Source organism: Shewanella sp. (assembly GCF_013214165.1).
Classification (GTDB): Bacteria; Pseudomonadota; Gammaproteobacteria; order Enterobacterales; family Shewanellaceae; genus Shewanella.
Genome location: NZ_JABSSM010000061.1, coordinates 1 through 25234, shown reverse-complemented (window position 1 = coordinate 25234; position 25234 = coordinate 1). Strand labels below are relative to the sequence as shown.

The following is a 25234-nucleotide window of genomic DNA, read 5'->3' as shown; positions in this document are numbered from 1 at the left end:
ACACACTTTTAGTTATCGATTTTGCTATCATGGCGCCGCTGTAACTCGTTACAGTCAATACACCCATGTCAATATTAGTCATCTATACGAGTCAATTACCATGTCTATCTCCGCATTATTAGCCGCTGCTCTCGAAAAGCGTCAAGACCTACTTACCCAAGCTAAAATAAACAACACAGATTGCTACCGGGTATTTCATGGCACAGTCGAAGGCATAAATGGCTTAAACATAGATAGATATGGCCAAGCCTGGTTAATTCAAAGCTTTCATCAGCCATTAAATGAAGTCGAGCTAAAAGAAATAAGTGACTCGCTAACTCGAGTCGAAGATCTGCCCATTATCTACAACGACCGCGCCGATAAAAATTCACGCGTGATGAACCAGCTGGACGTCATTACCCATGACTTTGCTAACCAGGCTCAGGTGATACATGAGAATGGCATCAAGTTCACCTCTAAGCTGCGTCATGAGGGACAAGATCCCTTGCTGTTTCTGGATATGCGAGCGGGTCGAGAATTCGTCAAGGCCAACAGCCTGAATAAAACCGTACTCAACCTATTCTCATATACCTGCGGTATAGGCACTGCTGCCGCGGTAGGCGGAGCCAGCAGAGTGATGAATGTGGATTTCTCATCGTTTGCATTAATCGCCGGTAAAAAAAATGCCGAGCTAAATGATGTCGGCGATGTCTGTGAGTTTGTCCAGAGTGATGCCTTCCCGGCACTGCGCCAGCTAGCCGGACTTAAGGTCGGTGGACGTCGTAACCAGAAACTACCTAAATACCCTAAACTAGCGGCGACTCAGTTTGATCTGGTATTTCTCGATCCACCTAGATTCGCCAAGAGCCCTTTCGGTATCGTCGACCTTATCAATGACTACCAGAGTCTGTTTAAGCCTGCGCTACTGACAACGAAACCGGGCGGCACCATTGTCTGTTGCAACAATGTTGCTAAAGTTGAAAGAAAGGCCTGGTTTAATGCCCTGGTTCGCTGCGTAGAGAAACAAGGACGCTCGGTGACCAAGCATACCTGGCTAGATTGTCATCAGGACTTCCCGTCATTTGATGGTAATCACCCACTGAAGATGGTCTCCTTGGTCATCAGCTAAAAGAGCCCCAGCTCGTGGTCACTAGTGATTCATTGCACTAGTAACCACAAGCCAGCAGTACGCTATAGCCCCTCCCAATTTAACATCAAGTATCGCATCTCCTTAAAACCACAGAACTTTTCACCGCACACGTCGAACGTTAACATCCTTGGAACATCAACCCTATTGACATTACATCTCCTGTGTTTGAATATATGGGGGCTTTAGATAATTTTTTTCTAAAAAAACTTTCAATGACTGAAACGGATTTCAACATATGACAGGTGATTTTATGTCTATGTTAACAATTTGCTTCGGGCCTTTATTTCTCGCAAGAGTCCGGTCGAACCTGCGTTTTAAACTAAAAATACTACAATTAATATAAAATAAGAGTATCAGTTTATGTTACCGACCCACGAACTCAGTCGAGCCGAGGCTGTAAAACAGCCACTAGACTCAAGGATTAACAGCAGCTTCCTAGCCGTTTTATTGCTGCTATTTGTCGCCCATATTCTCACCTTGAATGCGCAAACCAATTTAGAGGCCTTCAGCTGGTTCAATGAACTTGGCGCAAGTCTGCCTAACTGGTTACTACTGTGCGTGACCGACTTCGGCGACGGCATTACCGCCGGAGCCTTGATCTTAATTTGCCTCACTTATAAGCCCCAATGGCTATATAGAGTCATAGTCACCACACTGCTGTGTGCATTATGCGTGCATTTTTTCAAACAGTATTTCGATGCCCCCAGGCCTGCTGCCGTACTCGAGGTGATCAATATAATAGGTAAGGCTCGCTATGAGCATGCATTCCCGTCAGGGCACACAACGACGGCCTTCGCATTAGCCGGAGTCATCTGGCTACTCGCCGATAAGCTATGGTGTAAGCTAAGTGTATTGATGTTGGCGGTTGCCGTGGGGCTTTCTCGTATTGCTGTGGGTGCGCACTGGCCTGAAGACATCGCCTTTGGCGCGATATTGGGCTGGTTATTGGCCTATCTGGCTTGCAGTGCAGTGCCATTATCGACTCTCAAACTCAAGACTCAATATTGGATTATCTTTGCCCTATCCATGATTGTGCTGGTGAGTGAATTAAAGCATTTAGGCAAAGATCCTTTCTCTGTGATCCTGTTTAACCGCTATCTCATCATCACTGTGCTTATCTCTCTGACTGCCTACATGTGCAGCAAGTTTCAACTGAGCGATAAGCCAAGCCCCAAAATGCATAAGCTTTCACATAGAAGGGAGATCTAGCTCTCCCTTGGATATCTATTCCCGGTTCATTCTCCCCTGAATGAAAAGGACTAAAGCCCACCTAAGGTGAGTTTGGCTGGGTCTAAAAGCTTCTCAAGCTCTTCACGAGAAATATCGGTCTCTTCCTCGGCCACATCCAGTACGGCTCGGCCTTCTTTATAAGACTTCTTAGCGATTTCAGCGGCCTTTGCATAGCCGATAATAGGATTGAGCGCAGTCACTAGGATCGGGTTACGAGCCAAGGCTTGCTGTAATTGTGCCTCGTTAACCTTGAATGTCGCTATGGCCTTATCCGCCAATAGATGACAGACATTGGCCAGCAAGCTGATACTCGAAAGTAAGTTATCGGCAATCATGGGCAACATGACGTTTAATTCAAAATTTCCCGCCTGGCCGCCCACTGTGATGGCGCTATCATTACCTATGACCTGAGCCGCGACCATAGTGGCCGCCTCGGGGATCACCGGATTGACCTTGCCCGGCATGATAGATGAACCGGGTTGTAGTACTTGCAGCTCTATCTCCCCCAAGCCGGCTAAGGGTCCCGAATTCATCCAACGTAGGTCGTTCGCTATCTTCATCATAGATACGGCCAGCGTTTTTAGCTGTCCCGACAATGAAACAGCAATATCTTGGGTGCCAATATGGCTGAAAAAATTACTCGCCGGAGTAAACGTGAGACCGGTGGCCTGACTGAGCTGATGGTTAAACTCAGCGGCAAAGTCCTCGTGAGCATTGATGCCGGTGCCCACCGCTGTTCCTCCCTGAGCCAGGCTATGTAATCTGGGCCTAATCCCTTCGATCAGTTCTATATTTAGCGCTATCTGACTCGCCCAACTCAGTAGACTCTGGCTCATGCGTACAGGCATGGCATCCATAAGATGAGTTCGACCCGTCTTGATATGGTGATCGACTTCAGCGGCCTTGTGCTTAATCACCTTCAGCAGGTGTTCCAGTGCCGGTAATAGATGTTTATCCAACTCAATGGCGGCACTGATATGAATACACGAAGGGATGATATCGTTACTGCTCTGACCATAATTGACATGGTCATTGGCACCGACAGTTTGATTAGCAATTCTAGACGCTAGCGTGGCTAATACCTCGTTAGCATTCATGTTCGAGCTAGTGCCCGAGCCAGTTTGAAACACATCCACCGGGAAATGCTGCATCATGGCCTTATCATCGAGTAGTTGAGACACTGCATCAGAAATAGCATCAGCCATATCTTGTGGCAGCAAGGCTAGCTTTGCATTAGCCTGAGCCGCAGCCGATTTAGCCAGCAATAAGGCACGAATAAATGCCTCAGGCATTCTCTTGCCACTGATGGGAAAGTTATTCACCGCTCGCTGTGTTTGGGCCCCATATAGCGCCGAAGCCGGTACCTCTAGCTCTCCCATGCTGTCTCTTTCAATACGTGTAGTCATGATCTTCCTGTCCATTATTACTTACAAATTAGTTCAATCAGTGCGCCAAACCTGCTTTAAAAAACTGGCCAATGCCCTTCCATAAATTATCCAGGCAATTAATTCAGTGCGCTAAACCTGCTTTAAAGAATTGGCTAGTCACTCTTAGTTCATAAAAAATTTGTTCCAACTCTTGCTTCTGAGAGTCGCTATCGACCAGTCTAGACAAGGCGCTTAGGGGTTTATAGATATTGTCTAGACACCACAATCGCCAATGCCCTTCGAGCATGTCATCAGCTAGAGTATCGAGCAATAATCGATACTCTGCCACATGGAGAGACCAGGCAGCATGTTTACAGGCTCCCATTAAGGCTGCCTCCATGGAAAACCAAATCAACACCAGGCTGGGATTATCGACCTCTTCACCGTGACGTATCTTATGACGAAGCACATTGATGGCAGGATCTTGACTATCGAACTGTGGAAAACATTGGCACATACAAACCACTTAATGAGAATGACAATTAATATCATTAAGTGGTTTTACACTCAATATGTCAATCGTATTTACTCAGCCAGGCTCAAACTATGAAAAGAGTTTCATCAGGGGGGGATAAGTGGTAAGTGGTAAGCTGGAAATAGTTCCTCGTTGAGCTTAAGTGTTGTCTAGCCCGATGACCTCTATGGGGTAACGATATAGAATTTCGCCTTAGGCTTATCTAGTAGCCTAAAGAAACTCAGAAGCTAACAGTTTGTCCACTCTCAAATATTAATACTCATATTGGGCTAGCCAGGTTTTTAATAATCCATTGAGCTCTGGCCTAGCGGACTCAGACAAAGACTCGACTATTGCTTGCTGCAATCGAGCATGCTCCTCTATCGCCTCATCTATCAATACCACTCCTTGTTGAGTCAGCGCCACCGAGACACTGCGCCTATCTTGCTTGCTGTTCACTCGCTCAATCAAGCCCTTGGACTCCAACCTAGTCAAACGATTAGTCATGGCACCAATGGCCAGCATGATTGTATGCTCTCTTATGCCACAGATCATAGGGCTTATACGAAATAGATCGGCACTAAATCAAGAGCAACAAGCAAGTGCGATAAGTGATAAGTGATAAAACAGGCTAGCTGCTATAGGCTAGCCTGTATATACAAGTCAGATAACGCTTGTAAGCAATAACCTTACATCCTAGCCCGTAACAATAGCCCTGAGCGTTAGCCCTGAGCATTCGCCCTTAAAATCAGCCATACAGACAAAGATAAGCTGTTTGAGTCTCAACTTTTACCTGAAATTTAGCATCGCCAGGCACATCAAATTGAGTGCCGGCATTAAAAGTCTGCCAGCTATCGCTGCCCGGCAATAACACGGTCAGTGCGCCAGCAACCACTATCATGACTTCAGGTGCTGCTGTACCAAATTCATAATCGCCAGGTTCCATCACACCGACAGATGCTGGTTTATCCTCTCCCTGAAAACCGATAGATTTTACCTTGCCTTCAAAATACTCATTTACTGCTAGCATGGATACACCCTCTCACAAAGCACATTAAGATTGATGCAGCGACACTAGCACTCGAATAGTTATGCATAAACAACTAAAAAGAACTCACAAAATAAACTGCGAATGATTTGATATTTCTTTAATATAATGGCAATAAATATGTGAAATCATCATTGATTTGTATTCAGAGTAAACAGGTATTGGATAACAGCCATGATTAACAGATCTCAGTTTACTGATGAAAGCTAAATTTTCGCTGAGCCCCCTTTATAGCTATGGGTATTAATCTAAATACTGCCAGCTATCTGCGCCATCGAAATACCTTACCTTGATATGCTTCATCTTAGCGATAGGTGCCATGCGAAAGTTAATGCCGTATTTAGCATCGGGGACTTTATCTGTGGTGACATAGTGGGTCAAACAGCCACAGTTTTGGCAATGATGAAACTCGATATACTCCTCTCCCCACCGATAAGCCTTAGTAGCCGGCACCCTGGTTCCCGCTATATCTGTGATAAATGCCAGCTGAACTTCATCGGGCTTATAATAGCCCCACAATGAGCCATAGCGATTACAGGTGGAGCAGTTACAGGATGTAAGGGTTTCAGGGTCGTGAGCAACTGTGATCTTCACATTCCCGCAATGACAGCTTAATTCCATTTTTATTACCAGCTCTTTCAAAGGTTAGCACTGTAAACTAAGGCAAGTCGTCGCTTTCCACAATAGCCATACTTGCAATACTCTTCTCATAGGAATGGCACAGACTTTAAGCAGAAAACCCCAAATCCAAGAGATTTGAGGTTTTAAAAAATTATAAACCTATGGCTTTAGGCATTAAAAAATATCTTTACCTAAGGTCAGCAGATCCTTTTGACGAGTATCCTAGTTCTTAATCGTCACTTTCTCGACGATAATAGGCTCGCGTGGCACATCATCGTGTCCCATCTTCGAAGTGGTTCTGGCCTTCTCCATCTTCCTAACCACATCCATACCTGAAGTAACGGCACCAAATACGGCGTAACCCCAACCGTCATTGGTGGTGCTGGTGTGATCGAGAAAATCGTTATTGCCAAGGTTAATAAAAAACTGGCCGGTGGCAGAGTGCGGCGCATCGGTGCGCGCCATAGCCAGAGTACCTTTGACATTTTTAAGACCACGATTGGCTTCGTTGACGATAGCAGCACGTGTAAGCTTCTCTTCCAAATCGACAGTCATGCCACCGCCCTGCACCATAAATCCCTTGATCACACGGTGAAAAATCGTGCCTTCATAGAAGCCGTCCTCACAATATTTCAGGAAATTCTTCGCACTCACAGGTGCACGTTCGAAATCGAGTTCAATCTCAATATCACCTAAGTTAGTCGTAAAAATAATCATATAGCCTACAGGATTAATTAATGGGTATCAGTGAGTGCAATTATACCCATTATTGAAGTGGCATATTGCAGCTTTTGTAGTAAGGCATTAACTAGCAATTTTATGAATGCCTAGCAGGCGGGTGCATGTCGCTTATTGCCGAGAGCTTTAATGCTATGATATTGTTCGTAACTAACTTATTTAACAGGGAAAGAGAAGGCTAACACTTCCTTCTTGAGTTTATTTATAATGAATACAATCTTTAAAATGAAATCAACATTCATTACGTTAATCTTAATACTACTGACTTGCGGCTGCGCGATTCAAAGCAAGAACACAGCAGAAAAAGATATTAACTCACCAATAAATAATAATGCTGAACGTGATACTAAAGCTTCCCCAGTAAAACGTTATCCACCAAGTTACCCGAGTGAAGCTGCGCGGCAAGGTATAGAAGGCTGGGTACAATTAATGTTTGATATAGACAAGCAAGGATACACAAAAAATATCAACGTCATAAAATCAAAACCCGTTGGCACCTTCGAGCAAAGTGCCATTGATTCCCTGAAGAGATGGGAATATCAGCCTAAAGTGGTGCATGGAGAGGCTATTTACCAACAAGAGCAAACCATTCAACTGGATTTTACTTTAGATAAGAATGAAGTTTTTAACCCTTCGTCATCAACTCGCCACTCCTATAGCCCACGACCCGCAAATAAGTATCAAAAAATCACCGATATTGATGTCTATAACGGAGTAAAACAAGGGTTTGAACTGTATACAGAAGGCAAGCTAAAACAAGCCTTAGAAACAGCTACAAATATTCAAGCCACAACCCCATTTGAACAAGCTTATGTGGACAGAATTATAGGCAATTTCTATGCTGAACTGGGTCGCATGGAACAGGCTATCTACTACCTAAATGAAGCGAGTAAAGTTCAGCTACTGACAGATGTGTCTCATGGGGCTACAACAAGATTATTAGCCGATCTCAATTACCACCAAGGGCATTATCAAGCTGCATTAGATAGCTATCACGACTGGATAAATTTTACCGGCAATCAAGACCCGCGAGTATTAGCAAGGATCACAAGTGCAGCGCTAAAATTACGCCGTAATTAAGTGGGACATCTCCTTTATTCCCAGTGTTAGGCGCTTGATACAGACCCGAAACCGATTTAAGTGTCGAATAGGCATCCAGAAAACTGGCAGGACCGATGCTGAACCTTAAGATCCCACTTCTAAACAGTTTAGCGACTCTTGTTGAAATAGCTGAACAGTCACCAGCCCGCTAGTTTAGTGACACGCACTCTAGCAATAGACTTGCCCTCATCCTCGCGGAAAACGGAACTCAACACAGATTGATCTAGTATCCCTGTTAATGCGGCATGAGTTACTGAGTAATCCAGAATAACTAGCAAGACATATCGTCTAACAATTCCTCGGCTTAACCCTGCCATTTATGGGCTATTTTTTGATAGAGTAAGAAACAAATAATAAATCGAGGTTTCCATGCCCACCGAGACTCATTTTATGACTCGCCACTCATTCACAGCCAAACGCATTGTCTCCGTGCTGCTAGTGACAGGTACACTCGCCTGTGTATTATTCGCCACCAGCAGTCGTGCGCAGAATTCGGCGCCAACTGCGGCCCCTTCTCAGGAAGATATGCGCCTCTATGATATTGCCACTGCGCCAAGTGCCGACAGGCTGCGCAGTGATGTCGAGAAGTTAGTGAGCTTCGGGACCCGCCATACCTTGTCAGAAACAGAGTCTGATACCCAGGGCATAGGCGCGGCCAGACGTTGGATTAAAAATGAGTTTGAACGCATTTCCGCTGACTGCGGCGGTTGCCTGGAAGTGATCACCTTAGCAGACACAGTGACAGGCAAGCGCATCCCTCATCCCACCGAAGTCGTCAATATCATCGCTATCCAGCGCGGTACGCTCGAGCCTAAGCGCGTGGTGATGATGAGCGGCGATATCGATTCTCGCGTCACAGATGTGATGAACTCGACCTCCATATCACCCGGTGCTAACGATAATGCATCCGGTGTTGCCGGCGCCATCGAAGCCGCCCGAGTCCTGTCTAAATATCAGTTTTCAGGCACTATTATCTATGCGGCACTATCTGGCGAAGAGCAAGGACTCTATGGCGGTGCGGTGCTGGCGCAATACGCCAAAGAGCAGCGATGGCAGGTACAAGCGGTACTTAACAACGACATGATAGGTAACATCGAAGGCATCAATGGCGTCATCGACAACCACACGGTACGAGTTTTCTCTGAAGGGGTTCGCATCGCTGAAACGACCGAAGAAGCCAAGCAGCGTTATTTCAGCGGCGGCGAGAACGATTCGGCATCCCGTAATCTGGCACGTAAAATAAAGACCTTGGCCGATCAGTACATGACCAATTTGGATGTGATGATGGTTTATCGTTTAGATCGCTTCGGCCGCGGCGGCCACCACTTGCCCTTTAACAAGGCAGGTTTTCCCGCCGTACGCATCATGGAGACCAACGAGAACTACAACCGTCAGCACCAAGATATTCGTGTCGAGAACGGCATAGCTTACGGCGACGTGATTGCGGGGGTGGATTTCGACTTCAATGCCAAGCTCACCGCGCTTAACGCCATCAGCCTGGCATCCATGGTCTGGGCTCCAGCACCACCGGCATCTGTCACCATAGAAGGCAAGGTCTCTGCCAGCACCACCTTAAAATGGCAGCATAATACTGAGCCAAATAATGTCGTCGGTTACCGCGTCTATTGGCGTCTGACTACCGAGTCAGAATGGCAGCACAGTCGTTATGTCGGCAAGGTTAATTCATTCAAATTAAACAATATGGTCATAGATAACTACTTATACGGCGTCGCTAGCGTAAGCGCTAACGGTAACACCAGCCCAGTGGTCTTCCCCGGTGCAGCTGGCGCTTTTTAATCAATATCAGAGCTAGAAAAATCGATAGGTTCTGCCATGCTGAACCTATCGATTAATGACAAAACCTTAAGCCAGCTAGCGACTCAATCGCTTCTTCCACAGTTTGCTATATCCCAGTTATTCATCACTCAATCGCCTCGAATACCCTATACAGAGTATGACGCCTGTAATCATTGTAGCAGGCTGGCTTGCCTCTAAGTGAACCCTGGGGAACGTCTGTCGATATTAGACTCAGCCCCCGAGTAAACAACAAGAAAAATATGGTTAAATAAACAGCTAACTCATTATAATTAAATATGATTTAACCACAAGCAATAGACTGAAATCACCGACTAGCTAGCTAATATCTAGGCCAAATAAATCAACAAGCTAGCAACGCCGCTCACACAGCCGACCTCATCTTTGCCGCAAAGCGCCATATCATGATGGCGAACGAGTAACACCCTTCCCACTAAGTGCAAAAAAAGTTAACCTTTGTTACTGATATATATAGAGTTATAACTAAAAACGAGTGTAGATCTTGTCACGTTCTGATATGTTTATCCCTGAAAAAACCTTAGATATAGGTATATTCAAAAAAGTTCACAGCACCCTTGAAAACCTCAAAAATATTGCACCAAGCAAACAATTTCAATCCACAACGAATTACTTTGAGAGAAGAAGAATGAACAACGAGAACAAGTCTGTCACATCGAGTCCAGATCGTCGTCGATTTCTAAAAACATCCATGGGTCTCGCAATCGCGGGCGCGGGAACTATGATATTTCCCAATACAGTATCGGCTGAGCCAATGGCAACGGGATTTAGCGGTCATAACTCGGATCGTAAACTATGGGATAAGGTGCGCAAAGAATTTGTGCTAAACAAACGCACCACTTACATGAACATAGGTACAACAGGTTCGATGCCCAAGGATGTGTTAAAGCGCTACAATGACAATAATGAGATGATCGCTAAAGATCCTTGGCAAACCAGCGTATCCACTATCGATCTAGCCAAACAAGTCGCGCCAGATTTCGGTGCCGATGGACATGAACTGGTATTGAGCCGTAATACCACAGACGGACTAAACTCGATCATCAACGGCCTGCAATTTGAAGCCGGCGATGTGATCCTAACCACCCACCATGAACATGGCGGGGCCAAGACACCGCTAGACCATGTCAGTGAACGTTATGGTGTCGATGTCATCGAAATTGAGATCCCCGTATATACCGGCGGTGACATGATAACCCAGGACGACTTTGTTAATGCCTTCGCCGATGCAGTGGCCGAACATGGCAGCAGGGTACGTTTAATTGTCTTCTCACACATTACCTACACCACAGGAACGACCCTACCGGCCGAACGCATCTGTAAAGAGGTCGCCATCCCTAATCGCATCCCGACCTTAATTGATGGTGCCCACACTACTGGCATGCTTAACCTGAACTTCCATGATATCGACTGTGATTTTTACGCGGGATCGGGTCATAAATGGCAGTGCGGTGCTGGCGCTACCGGCTTCTTATATATACGCAACGATGCCCGACGATTAGCCAGATTTTGGAACGACCGTGATACCCCTTTATGGTGTATTAACTCCTCGTCTTCCTCGACAGAACTTCAGGCTAAGTTTCAGTCAATTGGTCAAGATCACTACCCAGCAAAACAAGCATTAGTCGACAGCTGTGCCATGTGGGAAGAGATAGGTCGTGATGTGATTGAAGCGCGCATTCTCGATCTCAGTGAATTATGTAAACTCGAACTAGTAGCTGCATTCCCAGATGCACCACTTTATGCGCCCAACACGCGGAACTTATCCAGTGGCCTAACTACGTTCAACCCATTTTATGATCAATACGATGGTGTATTACTCACTGAATTTCGCGATCGTTTACGCGAAGAATACGGTTACATCATACGTACCACTAACTTTAAGGTAAAAGCCGATGATGTTCAGAACCGACAAGCACTGCGCATCTCAACGCATCTATTTCATAACGGAGATGATGTTAAGGGCCTAGTTAAATCCATGGCAAGATTGTTCAGAGACATGAGCTAATAACGCACCAGCATCAGCAATAATACCATTCAGAGTAAGTATCTGATAATACGGCCACGGTGATGATCATGGCCGTTTTTTAACTCACTCATTAACCGGTTACTGTTTTCTTGTGTTGCGCCATCAACATCAGGGTCAATGCCTTCGCGCTGACGGGGCGACCAAACAGGTATCCTTGACCGAACTCACAGCCATAATCTTGCAGAAACTGGGCCTGGCATTCATATTCGATCCCCTCGGCAACCACTTTTAACTCGAGAGATTTAGCCATCGCTAAGATCGCCTTCACTAAGGATTTATCGGCCTTGCTGGTCGCCATCTTGCTGATGAATGCCCGATCAATTTTTAACTTGGAGAAGGGGTATTTTTGCAAATAACTCAGGGCAGAATAACCCGTACCAAAGTCATCGATAGAAAGTTCGATCCCCAATCGATTAAGATTGGACAACATGTTCATCAAGCTGTCACCCTGCTCAATCAACAGGCTTTCGGTCACTTCCATCTCTAACTTGCTCGCCGGCAAGCCTGTTTGTGCCAATACCTCCACAATCCTGGACTCTAGCTGCTCGCAATAACGAAATTGCACACTCGAGAAATTGATGGCTATTTTAATTGGGCTAATTGACTGCCAAGCAGCCGCCTGTTTACACGCTTTAAATAAGACCATGTCTCCTAAGCGATGGATCAGGCCATTTTTCTCCGCCAAGGGAATAAACTCAATCGGTGACACCACACCTAATTCACTATCGGTCCAACGTAATAAGGCTTCTGCGCCGATAATGTCGCGACTCTCTAGATCTAAGATGACTTGATAATAGACCTCTATCTCATCCAGATTGACGGCCTGATGTAGGCGCCCATTCAACGCCTGCTCCCGCTTCACCACTCGGTTCATGCTGGCATCATAAAAACTAAATCCGTTCCTGCCGGCATCTTTCACACGATATAAGGCGCTATCAGCCTTCTTAAGCAGAGCCGCGGCATTATCACCATCTTTCGGGTACACAGACATACCGATACTGGTCGACTCGAAGAACTCTTGCCCATCTATGTTAAACGGCTGCTCAAACAGCTTGAGTATTGCGCTGCCCAAGGCCTTGGCCCTATCTTGATGAGATACATCTGGAATGATGATTAAAAACTCGTCCCCACCAAATCTTGCCACCGTATCGTGAGTCCCCGTCAAGGTTAACAGGCGCTCACTGACTTGCTGCAGTAGGTTATCTCCAGCATGATGACCGACGGTATCATTAATTTGTTTAAAGTTATCAAGGTCCAAAAACATCACCAACACTTGGGTCCGGTTATCTTTGGCGGCTCCAATGGCGTCTTCTAACCTCACCATACCGTGGGTCCGATTTGACAAGCCAGTCAGCTCATCATGCATGGCTCGGTAGGCCAATTTATTTTCAGACGCCTTCCTCCTGTGGATCTCTTTATGTAGCAATGAATTTTTATGGGTCAATTTTAGCTGTTGATCCGATGAAACCTCGATCTGAGTCTGTAAAATCAAGTTGGTGTTGTTGACCCTCATCAAATACCACAAGCCAAACAACACAGGTAAGGCAAGCAGGGAAATGGCAACAACAAACCAGGTTGAAGTAAAGATATTGTCCTCGTTGACAGGCTCAAACCAACTGACTAGCTTAAATGGTGTTCCAGCTATGGCGCTCTCGAGATAGATATTTTTTTCCGAATGGCTATGGTCATCTATAAGATGACCAGCATGGACCCGACCTCTCGCCCCATGTACAGCACTGCCCCAATCCGATTTAAGGGGAGCCAGCGGTTTAAGGGAGTCCCACACCTGAATCTCACCCAATGGCGTCACGAGTTTAAGCCAACTGCCACTGCTCTCATGCTCCTGGGTTGAAAGCCGATTGATCACCACATCCTGATTAACTTCGGCGATCAAGATCGCGGCGGGTTTACTTTGGTGATATATAGTACGCAAGAGGGTGATCGAGGGGCCATGCAGGCCTTCGAACATGAGTATTTTCTCCTGGGCAACATCCATAAATTCAAACGGCACTTGGCTCATATCGAAGGCAGTATCTGGGTGAGTATCGGCTATCACAGTTCCACCGACCCCAATCACCATTAACCTTCGATAGATATTAACGTTATCAATCATATTTTTTTGAGAGAATTGATTGATGGCCTGCCTTAAGCTAAACAGGCTTGAGCTTAAGCCGTATTGCAGGGACATGCCTGCGGCCAGATTGGCAAAATAGGTGTTGAATGCTCTATTCGTGGCTAGGTGGGTGATATTTTCTTGGCTGACATCGAAGAAGAAGCTGAGATTATCACTATAGTTACTGACCTTAAGATCCAGGGCATGATTTTGCGACTCCTGGAGCCTGCTTTGACCTATATTGGTCACGGTCAAGATTAAAAATAGGTAAGCAGTTAATAGAATCCCCCCGATAATGATGGCCGTTTGACTGTTAAACCATTTCTTTATATTCATCTCGCTATTGCTCTGCCATCGACTGAATAAAATAGTGTTCATAGTAGTGATGCACGCTTGGATAGTATTTTTTCACTAACTCGATATAACTTCCGTCGGCACGGATTTGTTTTAAGTATTCATTGAATGCCTGCCTGAGCATGGGCGAGTCTTTACGGAATCCCATCGCCATTCGCTGCTCTTGGGAAATAGGCCCTATGACTTTGATTTTACTTGGCCACTTCTCGAGTGCGATCAAAGAATCGGCCAGATCTAGCAAGCTTGTTTCCGCCTCACCATTCAACATCGCAGGCACCATTTCATTCAACTGCAGCGCCTCGGCCGGAAAAATGATATTAGCCTTCGTCTGATAGAGATCATACAAATCAGGGTCTAGGCACGACTGCTTCATCGCCAACACATCACGACCATCCATCATGGCCTTGACTAACTTAATATCACGACTCAATAAACCAGTGGGCTTTATGGGAACTAGGTCGGACTCTATCCGCGCGATGAGCCAGACTGCCGAAGGAAAGTAATCATCAGAAAAATCCACAATTTCTTCGCGCCAATCGAGCACAGTGACGCCATGAGCCATCACATCTCCCTGAATGGGTTCAGGCTCGCCGTAGACCACTTCATTATTGATAAACTGCCCATTCCTGCCAGTGAGTTTACCGAATACAGTGGCCCAACTTGCGGGTATATACTGATATTTAAGGCCCAAATGTTGGGCGAAATTTTGCATTATCTCAATATCTAAGCCCCTATGACTCACCTTATTGCCTTCGGTATATTGAGTCACAAAATTAGCGTATGGCACGCCTATGTGCCTAAGCACACCCTCAGCCTGGATCTCGGCAAGATCCCGTGCCATCGATTTAGTCCAGGTACATCCTAAGAAGATAAATAATGCACACTGTAAAATTAGCCTAGATTGAACCTTAAATTGCATTAATGACATTGCTACTGATTGACTCATGGGTCTGGTTTTGAAGAAAGTATACATTCAGAGCCTTGCATTACTAGGGCACGGATTCCACTTTCCAAAATTTTCATGGCGATAAGCTCGGGTGGCAACAAGGACCAAACAAGCTGAACCACACACGGTTATCAACTGAGTATTCTATTAACCTTAGCGCAAGCTATCGCAACAGCTGTAAACCAATGAATGCCTATCTCAGCGCCATCTAGCGCGGTACGTTCGAGCCTAAACGCGTGGCGATGATGAGCGGCGATATCGATTCTCGCGTCTCAGATGTGATGAACTTGACCTCAATATCCCCGGTGCCTACGATAATTCCTCCGCTGTTGCCGGCGCCATCGAAGCCGTCCGGCTACTTGCTAAATATCAGCGCTAACGGCGACACCAGCCCAGTGGTCTTGCCCGGTGCAGCAGCTGATTTTTAATCAATAGCCAGATATCGCGACAGATTCTGCGATTTAGGGTCTATCGTTTCAAAGCCTCCTCAGCCAACTAACGTGAAATATCAACCTAGTCTTTGAACTAGATAAGGTCAGAAAACTAAGCCGGTTCTTTTATTTTTTCAAAGCCCAAATGAGTGATAGAATCTATGCCTGTTTAACCTAAAAATCATACAAGGTAGTGCAATGAATCCGATTCTTGCGATCTTAAAACAACATAATGTCAGTGACACACAGATTAAAGACCTGTTCCAGACTCTAACCGAAAATCCTATGGCGGCGATGGCCACTATCGGTCAGTTAGGCATACCACCAGAGAAGCTTCAACAGCTAATGGGGCTAGTCATGCAAAACCCAGCCCTGATAAAAGAAGCCGTTGTTGAACTAGGCCTGGATTTCTCGAAAGTTGAAGCCGCAAAGGCACAACTACAGAAATAAGCCCGCAGCGATAAGAACACTTCTTTTAAAAATAGATAAGGCTAGCCACAACTAATTCCAATCATGAGCTGTGGGCGGCCTTATTTTTTATCACTGGCTCAATGGTTACAAAATCCGCCGCACTATTCATCCTTATAAAAATCAAACTAGAGATAGGTCAAGCTAGCCATTACAAATCAACTGCATACCTACAGCACTCCTGATTATCGATACTCGACTTACCTAAAAACCATCTGAACAGCTCATTGACACATTCAAAGTGGGTTGCCTATAAATTGGCTGTTTGAAGATAGAAATGGTGAATTTCACCCAGAACTAGCCAACCCATTAAAATAAGTTAGCTAGTTAGTTAGTTAGTTAGTTAGCTAGTTAGCTAGTTAGCATAAGGATGATTAAAACTACAGACACCAAGCTCTATTCACGCTTTAATGGTTCAATCTTATAACTAGCACAATTAAGAGTAAAAACATGAACATGGAAAAAGGAATTCTAGTTCGCTGGAAAAATGAAAAGGGATTTGGTTTTATCGAATCGGAAACAGCAAATGGCAAAGATGTGTTTATTCATATCTCAGAGCTTAAGCATATGGCCAGAAAGCCCATCGTCGGCGATTCGATTGAGTATAGAACCCAGCAACAAGTCGATGGCAAACTCAAGGCCGTTAACGCCAGCATAGAGGGCGTCGCAGTTATTTCAACGTCTACGACCCCAAGACGTGCAAGTAACGCCAATCAAACCCCAAAAAACAACAGCAGCCAGCGTCAAAGCAAAACATCAAGCGTCATACTTATTCCACTGCTGATTATTCTTGGCTTGGGGGTTTTCGGCTTTAAACAGTATGCAGCTCTCACTGAACAATCAAACGCACCAATCCGAGTCACCAATGAACTCAAGCTGGAACCCACCGCCGAACAGATACAATGGACCCAGCCTAAAGAAAATTTCCGCTGTGAAGCAGGAAAACAACACTGCAGCCAGAAGCGCTCATGCGCCGAAGCCAACTTCTACAACAACAAGTGCCCCGGAACAAAGATGGACGGCGATGGAGACGGCATCCCCTGCGAAAAGCAACATTGTGGTTAATAATGACAAAGTGGGTCTGAGGAAAATCACTCTGACCCTGACCCATCCACACTTGTTATCTATTGCATTCAAATGCCAATATCATGCCTATTTGAAGCCTGGTACCGTCTTTTTTGACCTTAAGGAATATTATGATTTTAATTACCGGTGCCAGCAGTGGCTTAGGGGCCGCACTGGCGAGTATATATGGCAACGAGGGGCAGTCACTGTTACTCACTGGGCGCAATGAGCAACGACTTACCCAGGTGGTGAGCTCCATTTCCGGCGAAGTCAATGCCATCGCCGCCGATCTGTGCCAGCCTCAAGAAATCTCGGCGCTGCTGGACTCACTGCCACAGAGTTCTGGAAAACCAGTGGCAAGGAGCTCGATACCTCGACATTTATGACCGCCCAAGAGGTCGCCATCATGTTAAAACAGGCTCTGGTCAAAGCAGAGCTTGGTTATGTGTCAGATATAAGCATCAATCGGTCCTAAGTGCGCATCTACACAGCGCTTTGCCTGCGCATCTTGCCTTGTCTAGTAGGATGCCAGGAGTAACTAACCATAGCCGAGTCGCCAGAACCGTAGAACGTCGATGTTAGTTTACTCGGCCCCCGCTGGTTGTGAGTGTTATTATTTCACCAGCACCTCATTTAAGCATCCACAAAAAACGCGAGACAGGCTCGCGTTTAAAAGACAGGACTGGCTACCTTTTGCTTCAACTGCTTGGCTAAAAACCAACATCAGCGGCACGTTTCAATCTCATCTATTTTTGATGAGTGTCAGATTTTATTAATGACTAACTTTAACGCTTAACTTTTAGCTTTTAGCTCCTAACTTGTCACTCCTAACTCCCGGCGCCTAAACGGCTAAAAACCTAACAAAAGGCCGTATAAAGCTAGATAGCGTGGGGGTTGAAACGCATCTTATGCTAAAATCCCCCTATCAGCTTTATGAATGTGCAACAAATCTCATTTGTTTGACTGAGCGTAGTGAAACCTACCGTGATTAACTAATGAGGATACAAGATATGAGCAAGTTAAATGCCGAAGAACGCAAAGCCCGAGACAATGAACGTTTTTCACAACGAGTGGATGAGCGCAGGGTAAAGGGCGAAGATGTCGTTGCCTACGCACTAGCCAATGAGAAAGCCTATAAATTTCTGACTAAACCAGAGAAACACGAGCTAAAGCAAAGACAAGCGACTCTTCAGAATGAAGTAAAACTTACAGAGCAAGAAAAGCTTAAGCTTAGAGAAGAGCAAGAATTACAACAGATTGAAGCGACATTTACCGAACAGTAAAAATTAGATAAACAGCCATAGTTTATTCACTATGGCTATGCGGGGTCACAAGCCCCGCCTATCGAGTTATCTCACCCCAAACACACACTTCCCGAGCCCATGTTGTCGCTAAGCATCTATTTATAAATCTATAGTTGCAATACCAGAAGCGAGATCCAACTCAATGACACCCTCAAGTTTCATCTGCTCTAGGGCATCGTTTATTGAGCCGCACAGTTTTTTACCTGCAATGGAGTCATGGCAAACATAGAATACATCTAAAACATTAATGGGCTTATCTAGATCATACTGTATCAGCCCTGAGTGCTTACCGTTTTCTATGGCGGCGACTGTGGATGTGTAATCGCCAATAATCGCATCAAGATAGCCTCGCATTAACCTGGCAATATTAACATCGTCATTTTTGGCATAATCTAACTTGATATTCTGATTATGGGTTATATTCTCGCCGTAGCTGTAGCCAGTGACAACTCCGACGACCTTGCCCTCTAAGTCATCAATTGTTTTTATAGCTGAGCCGACCTTAGTAAATAGAACAATTGTTTTAAGATAAAAAGGATCAGAGATGATCACCTCAGACTTGGGCAGATTTTCTAATAATGCAGGAAAATAGGCATCTAGCTTATGCTGTTTAAAGTCGCGCTGAGTACGCTTTGTTGGCTGAATAATGAGATTACTATCGAGTGATATGCGTCGTAACACTTCGTTATGCATTCTGATAAAAAGACCTTGCTGTTGGTCGATAACAAGATTTGATATGTAGTAACTACCTATGGTAGTACTAAAAGCTGTCGCTGGATAGAAAGCTAAAGCTGACAAGATGAGAAATAAATACCGCATTCACTGTGGCCTTCCGAGGGATATTCAATATGATCGAGTCAGTATATTGCTTGTGGGAAAAAAGTACAGTGATAACTAGTGACCCTCAGCGCCTAAATAGAGGGCCATTTATTATTTTACTTCTACCGCACCCACTGGATTATCTCGCTAGACGTTTTCAAAGCAAACTGCCTTTTGATTAGGCTTCCTGAAGGATCAAAAAGCAACAGCTCCGCTCGACTAGCCTTGTGCGTAGCGATCAGTTGTTCGCCTTCAGGAGTGCCAACTTGGGCAACGAGAAACAAGACTTGCTCGCCAAGATAATCGCGAGCTTCATTCATCTGTTCAGTCTGGCTGCCGCTAACTTCAAGGTTTGGATCATAGACAAATACCAAGGCAGGCAAACCAGTCCCTATCTGTTCGTGAGTCATCTTAAAGCCTTTAGGCATCAGCGTTAACAACAGCCCCAGCAGTATCACTATGGATGTGATGACACCTATAGCAAGCCAAGGCTTTCGGCGAGTGGAGCTTGATTTATGTTGACCCATGATGACGAAACCTTCTTTAACTGTTGCGATAGATGACTAAGCAATCCATTGTAATAAACATAGCTGAGGCGGACATTAAACGGTAATCGGGTAATCGGGTAATCGGGTAATCGGGTAATCGGGGTCAGAGTAAAATAGGCAGATTAAGTCCAGCTCAATGCTTCTGTCTGGTCTTCCACTTCTCAGGGTGCATTGTTCTCGCAGAGACAAATATATTGGATGCTGGGTGCAAAGGCTTGAAGCTTTCCCCAGCGCATTGATTTGATAGCTTGACCATCTCTAGGCAGAAGGCTCTGCCGCCATCCCGTTCTTACTGGGTTGATCTCATATAGCGATAGGCTTGTAGTGAGTAGCGCTCGCTTTATATAAGGCTGGGTTTGACTCTCCCCCCCCCCCCATAAGGCGCCAGTTCGTTTGTAAGTAAAATTGAAGTAGTGAACCTACTGCCTAGCTAATGATTGCATCATTTGACTCATTTACTTAGACAATCCTAAGTGTCTTGCTAGTTTACTGTAATAAAACCATCTAAATCCTGTAGTAATAGTGTAATCAAGCAAACATAAGATTCGGGTCATAGGTTAACGATTAAAAGGCTGATCCATGTCTAAGAATATACTATTTATCACAGCTGATCAGTGGCGCGGAGAGTGTCTTTCTGCTCTAGGTCATTTAGTACAAACACCTCACCTTGATGCGCTTGCGAGTGAGGGCGTATTATTTAAAAATCACTTTGCCAATGCCGTGCCCTGTGGCCCGTCCAGAGCGAGTTTGTATACCGGCATGTATCTACAGAATCACCGCTCTGGAACTAATGGCACACCTTTAGACGCTCGACATACTAACTGGGCGCTCGAGCTACGAAAAAACGGCTATGATCCAGCCTTGTTTGGGTACACAGATACGGCCAATGATCCCAGAGCGTTTGAGCAAAATGATCCTATCTTAGATAACTATGAAGGGCCATTACCTGGGATTAATCCCGTGGGGATTATGGGTGAAAACATAGAACCATGGGCAAATTGGTTGGCTAAAAAAGGCCATAAAATACCTTCTCCCAGATCGGATCTTTATTTTAATCAGCGTGAACAGGATACAGGTGCGCCGGCAGCGCTTGATATGCCTAAGGAACATCATGTCACCTGGTTTATGGTGGATCAGGTCATGGATTATATCGAAGCAAGACAAGACAAATTTTGCGTGCATCTATCCCTGTTGCGGCCGCACCCACCCTGGATTGCACCTGAACCCTACAACAGCATGTACCCGCCTGAGGCGCTTGAGGATTACGTTCGCCACGAGTCTGTCGAGCAAGAAGCGGCACAACATCCTTGGCTGGACTGGGCCTTAAAGCAAGCTAATTTTATCGTCCCCAATAAGCCTGAAGAACTTGCCCGCATGAAAGCATCCTACTTGGGTTTGATGTCTGAGGTCGATGCGAACCTGGGCCGCCTGTTTAATTATCTGAAGGAAAAAAATCTTTGGCAAGATACCCTGATCATTTTTACTTCAGATCATGGTGAACAAGCTGGAGATCATTACTTGCTGGATAAACTGGGCTATTTCGATCAGTCTTATCATATTCCTCTTATTGTTTATAACCCAGATGAACAGGCGAATACTACCCGAGGAACGATTCGAACCGAGTTTACCGAGAGTGTCGACATCATGCCTACGTTATTAGACTGGCTGGGTATCAAGACCCCGATTCAGTGTGATGGCTATTCTCTTATCTCAACCATACAAACAGGCACTCAGCCACAGAATTGGCGCACGGAAGCACATTGGGAATATGATTTTAGAAATATATCCAAAGGCGAAGCCCATGAACAATCACTGGGTATAACGCACCATCAATGTACCTTAAATGTTGTTCGTGGCCAGCGCTATAAATATGTTCATTTCACCAATATGCCACCCTTGTTTTTCGATCTGGAAAATGACCCTGAAGAATTAATTAATCAGGTGAACAATCCTGATTATTTTCAGCTTGTACTTGAATATGCGCAGAAAATGCTCTCATGGCGAATGAATCATGATGAGCAAACACTGACACATATCAAGCTGACTGATGAAGGTATTATCTGCCAAGATGTCGCAAGATACTGGCCAAAACCTGTTGCACTAGCGAGTTAAACACAATTATGGAGTGATCTATGTTGGCAATATTTGATCTTGATGAGACCTTGCTCGCGGGTGACAGCGAGCATTTATGGTGTGAATTCCTTATTGAACAGGGGCTTATCGATGGCCGTTATTATAAGAACAATAACGACCAATTCTATCAGGACTATCAAAATGGCTGTCTCGACATGGACGCCTTTTTACGCTTTAGTTTACGGCCACTAACACAATTTTCGCTTAGCCATTTATATGCGTTAAGAAAGGATTATCTTAAGCAAAAAATAGCACCGATTATATTACCCGAAGCATGTAAACGCATCGAAGAGCATCGCCGACAAGGACACACCCTGTTAATTATCACCGCCACCAATCGATTTATCACTGGACCTATCGCCGCCATGCTTGGTATTTCGCAGTTACTCGCGACCGAACCCGAATTGGGGCCTGAGGGTTATAGCGGCAATATCGTCGGCGAACCCTGTTTTCAGCACGGTAAAGTAGTGAATCTACGCAAGTGGTTAAACACTAACCCGCACAATATGGCAGACAGCTGTTTTTACTCAGATTCTTACAATGACTTACCTTTGTTACAAGCAGTCCAACACCCAATCGTAGTCGATGCGGACGATAAGCTGTACCAGCACGCCGTCACTCACAACTGGGAACGGATTAGCCTCAGGGGTTAGTCATCTGAAGCTTGCAACATTCAAGCTAGGTTAATCTATTTGCAGCTATGAGGTTGGCAGTATTCGGTCGCGCAATATTGAATACTGGGGGCAGAATAATGAGGTCATAGTCTGCTCCTGTTTTTAGATGGATGACTCCGAAACATACACCCAAGTATGGAATTTCAAATTGCGTGAATCTCCCATGGCCTTTCACGTACCTCGATACACCTCTACTTTGAACAAGACACTGGTGTAATTAATAATTTAAACCCGCTATTATCATGCTGATGATTATCAAACTGCTAGCTCTTACCAAACGGCAAAGTTAAAGCAGTGAATGGATGCTGTAAACATTGCGGAGAATCAACAAACTACACCCCAATGCATGGCAAGTTTGCTTCTTCGTAAAAATAAGGGCATTAAATGCAACATATGCACTAAGAACACGCCGATGAAGCAAGCGTGCCCCAAGTGCCAAAGCAAAAATACCAAGGTGCAGAAACGCAGAGAGAGCTACACGTTGAATTGCCAAGAGTGTGGTTGTGGCCAGCAAATAGTCTAGGGAATAAAATTAGATGCTCATGGAAAGAGGAACGATTGTTCGCTGGAACAGTGACAAAGGCTTCGGTTTTATCAAGCCGGATACTGCCAATGTCGGAGATGTGTTTATTCATATCTCAATACTAAAACAGATGGCAAGAAAGCCCGTTGTTGGCGACCAGATGATGTATCACACCGAGCTGCAAAGTGACGGCAGAGTCAAAGCAGTTAAAGCCAACATCGAAGGTGTTGCGGTTATCGCATCCACCTCTAGCAGAAAAGCTCACAAGCCAAATAACCAACGCCGAAACAACCACTATCAGCGCCAATCAAAGTCATCAAGCAGGCTACTTATCCCGCTATTAATTCTGCTTGGGCTAGGCATATTTGGCTTTAATAAATATGAAGAGATGACAGCAACGCCCGTACTCACCAATAAAGATGTCGAGCAAATGCAGTTTAACCCAGTGCAGAACTTTCGCTGTGAAGCCGGAAAACTCATTGCAGTCAAATGCGATCTTGCGATGAAGCTATGTATTACAACAAGTACTGCCCCAATACCAAGATGGATGGCAACAATGATGGCGTGCCATGTGAAAGGCAGTGGTGTAATTAAGATTAAAAGGTCAGAGTAACAGTTTACTCTGACCTTCTGACCTCATTTAGCATATTATGGCGCTGGTAAGGTAATCGGCATAGCCTTGCTACAGCTTACTCATATTCCATCGAAACAACGTAAGAAGTAGGTTTCTTGATAGAGGCCTCATGGACCTCTTCAGCAAGGAAAGCATCAAGCCTAACTGGGGTTGGTAGATCTTCAGAACCCGATTCAACGGAAACAAGGTAGAAGTAGTAGTTATCTTTGAGCTCAGGGGATGTTGATTTCTCAAGCTCATTTGCTGATAAGTGAAAACTACGAAGCTTTTTCTCTTTCCTTAAAATTTTAACCTCAATATAGCGTTCTGAACCATCTACATTGAATGACAAGAAATCATACCCATACCCCGGTCTGTTAGTCCTATCCTCTATTTTCTCAGCCAAATCTGATAACCCCAGATCTTTTAGTCTTTTCTTTTCCCACTCTAAAGCGTACTTCTCACTAATCTTACCAATCTTATCGTTAATATCACTCTTGCCAGATAAATCAACTTCTGGATGTTTGCGCACAGTCTTTTTCAGCTTCTTTCTAGAAACTTCATGAAGGTTCTGCCAGATGAATTTCGAGTACAGAAAAGACATGAACTTGATATTCGTCCATGACTTGGTCACTGAGTTTTGAAGTTTTAAGTCATATAACAGGTGTTGATATTCACTTACGGGCAGATCGGACTCTAGTTTCAGCTCTTCAGCTAGCAGCAGAGTATGGTCTTTACTGCAAATATTGATGAACTTCTTTGGGAAATACAGAGAGATAATCTTAGCTCTGAACAGTTGCGATAGCAGGTTAGCGTCGATTGCAGCGTAGTCGTTGTTTTGAGCACTTTCAATGAGATTTAGCAAAGATAACTTTACGGCATTAAAGGCTTTCATCTTTGTTTCGCCAAACTTTTTAGTAAAGCGATATTTCTTGGTTTCATCCGGTTTGGCTATTCCGAAATATATCCCAAATTTGTGTGGTGTAGATGCGGAAATAAGCGCCCAATTGCGTGTACCAACGTCAACGAGATAACAAAACGTATCTATCTCGTCTATATCCCTTCGTCCTAGTACATATTCAGCGAGTTTGATATCAGCTAACTCATCAAGCGGAAACGCCTTTATGAAGTTTTTACGCTGGCTCAAAGCTACCACTTCCCTGTCAGTATTATAACTTTCTGAAAAGTGCTTAAGTTCACTCTCCTTTAGTTTAACCTTTCGCATCGACATCCTCCCCTCAGTAAAAAATCATTTTAATCTCATCATTCCCCGATGCCTTGAACTAACGTCCTATAGCCGAAACTTCAACTAGCCATTACAGGCACAACCTTCTGCTTTATAGCATGCTTTAGCTTTGCTTATGCACGAGTCACCACAGGCTTTACCTTTCTTACAAGTTTTACAGCAGTATTTAGTAAATGAGACATCTGAACTATTTGCTACCAACTCATTAATGAAGCGACTTGCTTCGTAACTGTTATCAGCGCAAATATCATTTCGGGCTAATTCTACGACTAGGTTTTGATTGTCAGTCTGATTATCTACGGTAGAGCTAAATGTCACCGTAGAAAATAATGATATTAGAACTAATAAACATACGTTTAACGCTTTCATCTTATGATTCTCGGTTGG

Annotated in this window: 22 protein-coding genes and 4 pseudogenes; 14 read left to right on the top strand and 12 right to left on the bottom strand. The window is 44.8% G+C overall.

From position 1 onward, the window contains the following. The first annotated feature begins 100 nt into the window (after positions 1 to 100). Positions 101 to 1108, top strand: a complete 1008-nt coding sequence (locus tag HRU42_RS15710) for a class I SAM-dependent methyltransferase (RefSeq protein WP_295032338.1) — start codon at positions 101 to 103, stop codon at positions 1106 to 1108. 381 nt (positions 1109 to 1489) lie between these two features. Beyond that, complete coding sequence (locus tag HRU42_RS15705) at positions 1490 to 2338, top strand: phosphatase PAP2 family protein (RefSeq protein WP_295032332.1); 849 nt, start codon at positions 1490 to 1492, stop codon at positions 2336 to 2338. Positions 2339 to 2388: 50 nt separating this feature from the next. On the opposite strand, the gene HRU42_RS15700 is transcribed toward HRU42_RS15705, so the two are convergent. The 6 genes from HRU42_RS15700 to HRU42_RS15675 all read right to left on the bottom strand — a co-directional run bounded on the left by HRU42_RS15700 (position 2389) and on the right by HRU42_RS15675 (position 6626). Next, positions 2389 to 3765, bottom strand: a complete 1377-nt coding sequence (locus tag HRU42_RS15700) for a lyase family protein (RefSeq protein WP_295032330.1) — start codon at positions 3763 to 3765, stop codon at positions 2389 to 2391. Between the two features lie 103 nt (positions 3766 to 3868). Further along, positions 3869 to 4243: a hypothetical protein gene (locus HRU42_RS15695; protein ID WP_295032328.1), complete on the bottom strand. Its 375-nt coding sequence runs from the start codon at positions 4241 to 4243 to the stop codon at positions 3869 to 3871. 270 nt (positions 4244 to 4513) lie between these two features. Next, positions 4514 to 4765: a MarR family transcriptional regulator gene (locus tag HRU42_RS15690; RefSeq protein WP_295032326.1), complete on the bottom strand. Its 252-nt coding sequence runs from the start codon at positions 4763 to 4765 to the stop codon at positions 4514 to 4516. Between the two features lie 223 nt (positions 4766 to 4988). Continuing rightward, the gene (locus tag HRU42_RS15685; RefSeq protein WP_295032324.1) at positions 4989 to 5270 is read right to left on the bottom strand and encodes a pyrimidine/purine nucleoside phosphorylase; all 282 of its coding nucleotides are present in this window, start codon (positions 5268 to 5270) and stop codon (positions 4989 to 4991) included. A 261-nt stretch (positions 5271 to 5531) separates the two neighbouring features. Beyond that, complete coding sequence (locus HRU42_RS15680; protein ID WP_295032322.1) at positions 5532 to 5882, bottom strand: aldehyde-activating protein; 351 nt, start codon at positions 5880 to 5882, stop codon at positions 5532 to 5534. 249 nt (positions 5883 to 6131) lie between these two features. Then, positions 6132 to 6626 carry a peptidylprolyl isomerase gene (locus HRU42_RS15675; protein WP_295032320.1) on the bottom strand — a complete coding sequence of 165 codons (495 nt, stop codon included), beginning with the start codon at positions 6624 to 6626 and terminating at the stop codon, positions 6132 to 6134. 228 nt (positions 6627 to 6854) lie between these two features. Here HRU42_RS15675 and HRU42_RS15670 point away from each other — a divergent pair, with 228 nt between their 5' ends. The 3 genes from HRU42_RS15670 to HRU42_RS15660 all read left to right on the top strand — a co-directional run bounded on the left by HRU42_RS15670 (position 6855) and on the right by HRU42_RS15660 (position 11589). After that, positions 6855 to 7727: a TonB family protein gene (locus tag HRU42_RS15670; protein WP_295032318.1), complete on the top strand. Its 873-nt coding sequence runs from the start codon at positions 6855 to 6857 to the stop codon at positions 7725 to 7727. 411 nt (positions 7728 to 8138) lie between these two features. Further along, positions 8139 to 9545, top strand: a complete 1407-nt coding sequence (locus HRU42_RS15665) for a M28 family metallopeptidase (RefSeq protein ID WP_295032336.1) — start codon at positions 8139 to 8141, stop codon at positions 9543 to 9545. Between the two features lie 520 nt (positions 9546 to 10065). Further along, a complete protein-coding gene (locus tag HRU42_RS15660) occupies positions 10066 to 11589 on the top strand; it encodes an aminotransferase class V-fold PLP-dependent enzyme (protein WP_295032317.1) in 1524 nt (507 codons plus the stop codon). Positions 11590 to 11680: 91 nt separating this feature from the next. Here the strand turns inward: HRU42_RS15660 and HRU42_RS15655 are convergent, their stop codons facing one another. Further along, positions 11681 to 14059, bottom strand: a complete 2379-nt coding sequence (locus tag HRU42_RS15655; protein WP_295032315.1) for an EAL domain-containing protein — start codon at positions 14057 to 14059, stop codon at positions 11681 to 11683. Positions 14060 to 14063: 4 nt separating this feature from the next. Further along, positions 14064 to 15005 (bottom strand): transporter substrate-binding domain-containing protein, encoded by a 942-nt coding sequence (locus tag HRU42_RS15650; RefSeq protein WP_295032313.1) that lies wholly within the window; start codon positions 15003 to 15005, stop codon positions 14064 to 14066. A gap of 215 nt (positions 15006 to 15220) precedes the next feature. On the opposite strand from HRU42_RS15650, the pseudogene HRU42_RS15645 reads away from it, so the two are divergent. The 5 genes and pseudogenes from HRU42_RS15645 to HRU42_RS15625 form a co-directional block, all read left to right on the top strand. Further along, a pseudogene (locus HRU42_RS15645) lies at positions 15221 to 15396 on the top strand (peptidase M28); the annotation flags it as partial. A 256-nt stretch (positions 15397 to 15652) separates the two neighbouring features. Continuing rightward, positions 15653 to 15904, top strand: coding sequence for a DUF2999 family protein (locus tag HRU42_RS15640; RefSeq protein WP_295032311.1), 252 nt, complete (start codon positions 15653 to 15655; stop codon positions 15902 to 15904). Positions 15905 to 16378: 474 nt separating this feature from the next. Continuing rightward, positions 16379 to 16987 (top strand): excalibur calcium-binding domain-containing protein, encoded by a 609-nt coding sequence (locus HRU42_RS15635; RefSeq protein ID WP_295032334.1) that lies wholly within the window; start codon positions 16379 to 16381, stop codon positions 16985 to 16987. Positions 16988 to 17118: 131 nt separating this feature from the next. Next, positions 17119 to 17462 (top strand): annotated as a pseudogene (locus tag HRU42_RS15630) (SDR family NAD(P)-dependent oxidoreductase). Between the two features lie 535 nt (positions 17463 to 17997). After that, positions 17998 to 18270: a DNA polymerase III subunit epsilon gene (locus HRU42_RS15625; RefSeq protein WP_295032309.1), complete on the top strand. Its 273-nt coding sequence runs from the start codon at positions 17998 to 18000 to the stop codon at positions 18268 to 18270. 120 nt (positions 18271 to 18390) lie between these two features. Here HRU42_RS15625 and HRU42_RS15620 read toward each other — a convergent pair whose 3' ends face one another. Continuing rightward, a complete protein-coding gene (locus tag HRU42_RS15620) occupies positions 18391 to 19110 on the bottom strand; it encodes an ABC transporter substrate-binding protein (protein ID WP_295032307.1) in 720 nt (239 codons plus the stop codon). Positions 19111 to 19232: 122 nt separating this feature from the next. Beyond that, positions 19233 to 19637, bottom strand: a complete 405-nt coding sequence (locus HRU42_RS15615; protein ID WP_295032305.1) for a hypothetical protein — start codon at positions 19635 to 19637, stop codon at positions 19233 to 19235. A 600-nt stretch (positions 19638 to 20237) separates the two neighbouring features. On the opposite strand from HRU42_RS15615, the gene HRU42_RS15610 reads away from it, so the two are divergent. The 4 genes and pseudogenes from HRU42_RS15610 (at position 20238) to HRU42_RS15595 (ending at position 23582) form a co-directional block, all read left to right on the top strand. Then, positions 20238 to 21770 carry an alkaline phosphatase family protein gene (locus HRU42_RS15610; protein ID WP_295032304.1) on the top strand — a complete coding sequence of 511 codons (1533 nt, stop codon included), beginning with the start codon at positions 20238 to 20240 and terminating at the stop codon, positions 21768 to 21770. Between the two features lie 20 nt (positions 21771 to 21790). After that, entirely contained in the window at positions 21791 to 22444 is a 654-nt protein-coding gene (locus HRU42_RS15605; RefSeq protein ID WP_295032303.1) for an HAD family phosphatase, read from the top strand. 327 nt (positions 22445 to 22771) lie between these two features. After that, positions 22772 to 22988: pseudogene (locus tag HRU42_RS15600) on the top strand (nuclease); the annotation flags it as partial. A gap of 13 nt (positions 22989 to 23001) precedes the next feature. Continuing rightward, a pseudogene (locus HRU42_RS15595) lies at positions 23002 to 23582 on the top strand (excalibur calcium-binding domain-containing protein). Positions 23583 to 23677: 95 nt separating this feature from the next. Here HRU42_RS15595 and HRU42_RS15590 read toward each other — a convergent pair. Beyond that, positions 23678 to 24826, bottom strand: a complete 1149-nt coding sequence (locus tag HRU42_RS15590) for a DUF3883 domain-containing protein (protein ID WP_295032301.1) — start codon at positions 24824 to 24826, stop codon at positions 23678 to 23680. Positions 24827 to 24910: 84 nt separating this feature from the next. Continuing rightward, positions 24911 to 25234: hypothetical protein (locus tag HRU42_RS15585; protein WP_295032299.1), on the bottom strand; the 324-nt coding region annotated here is incomplete at its 5' end.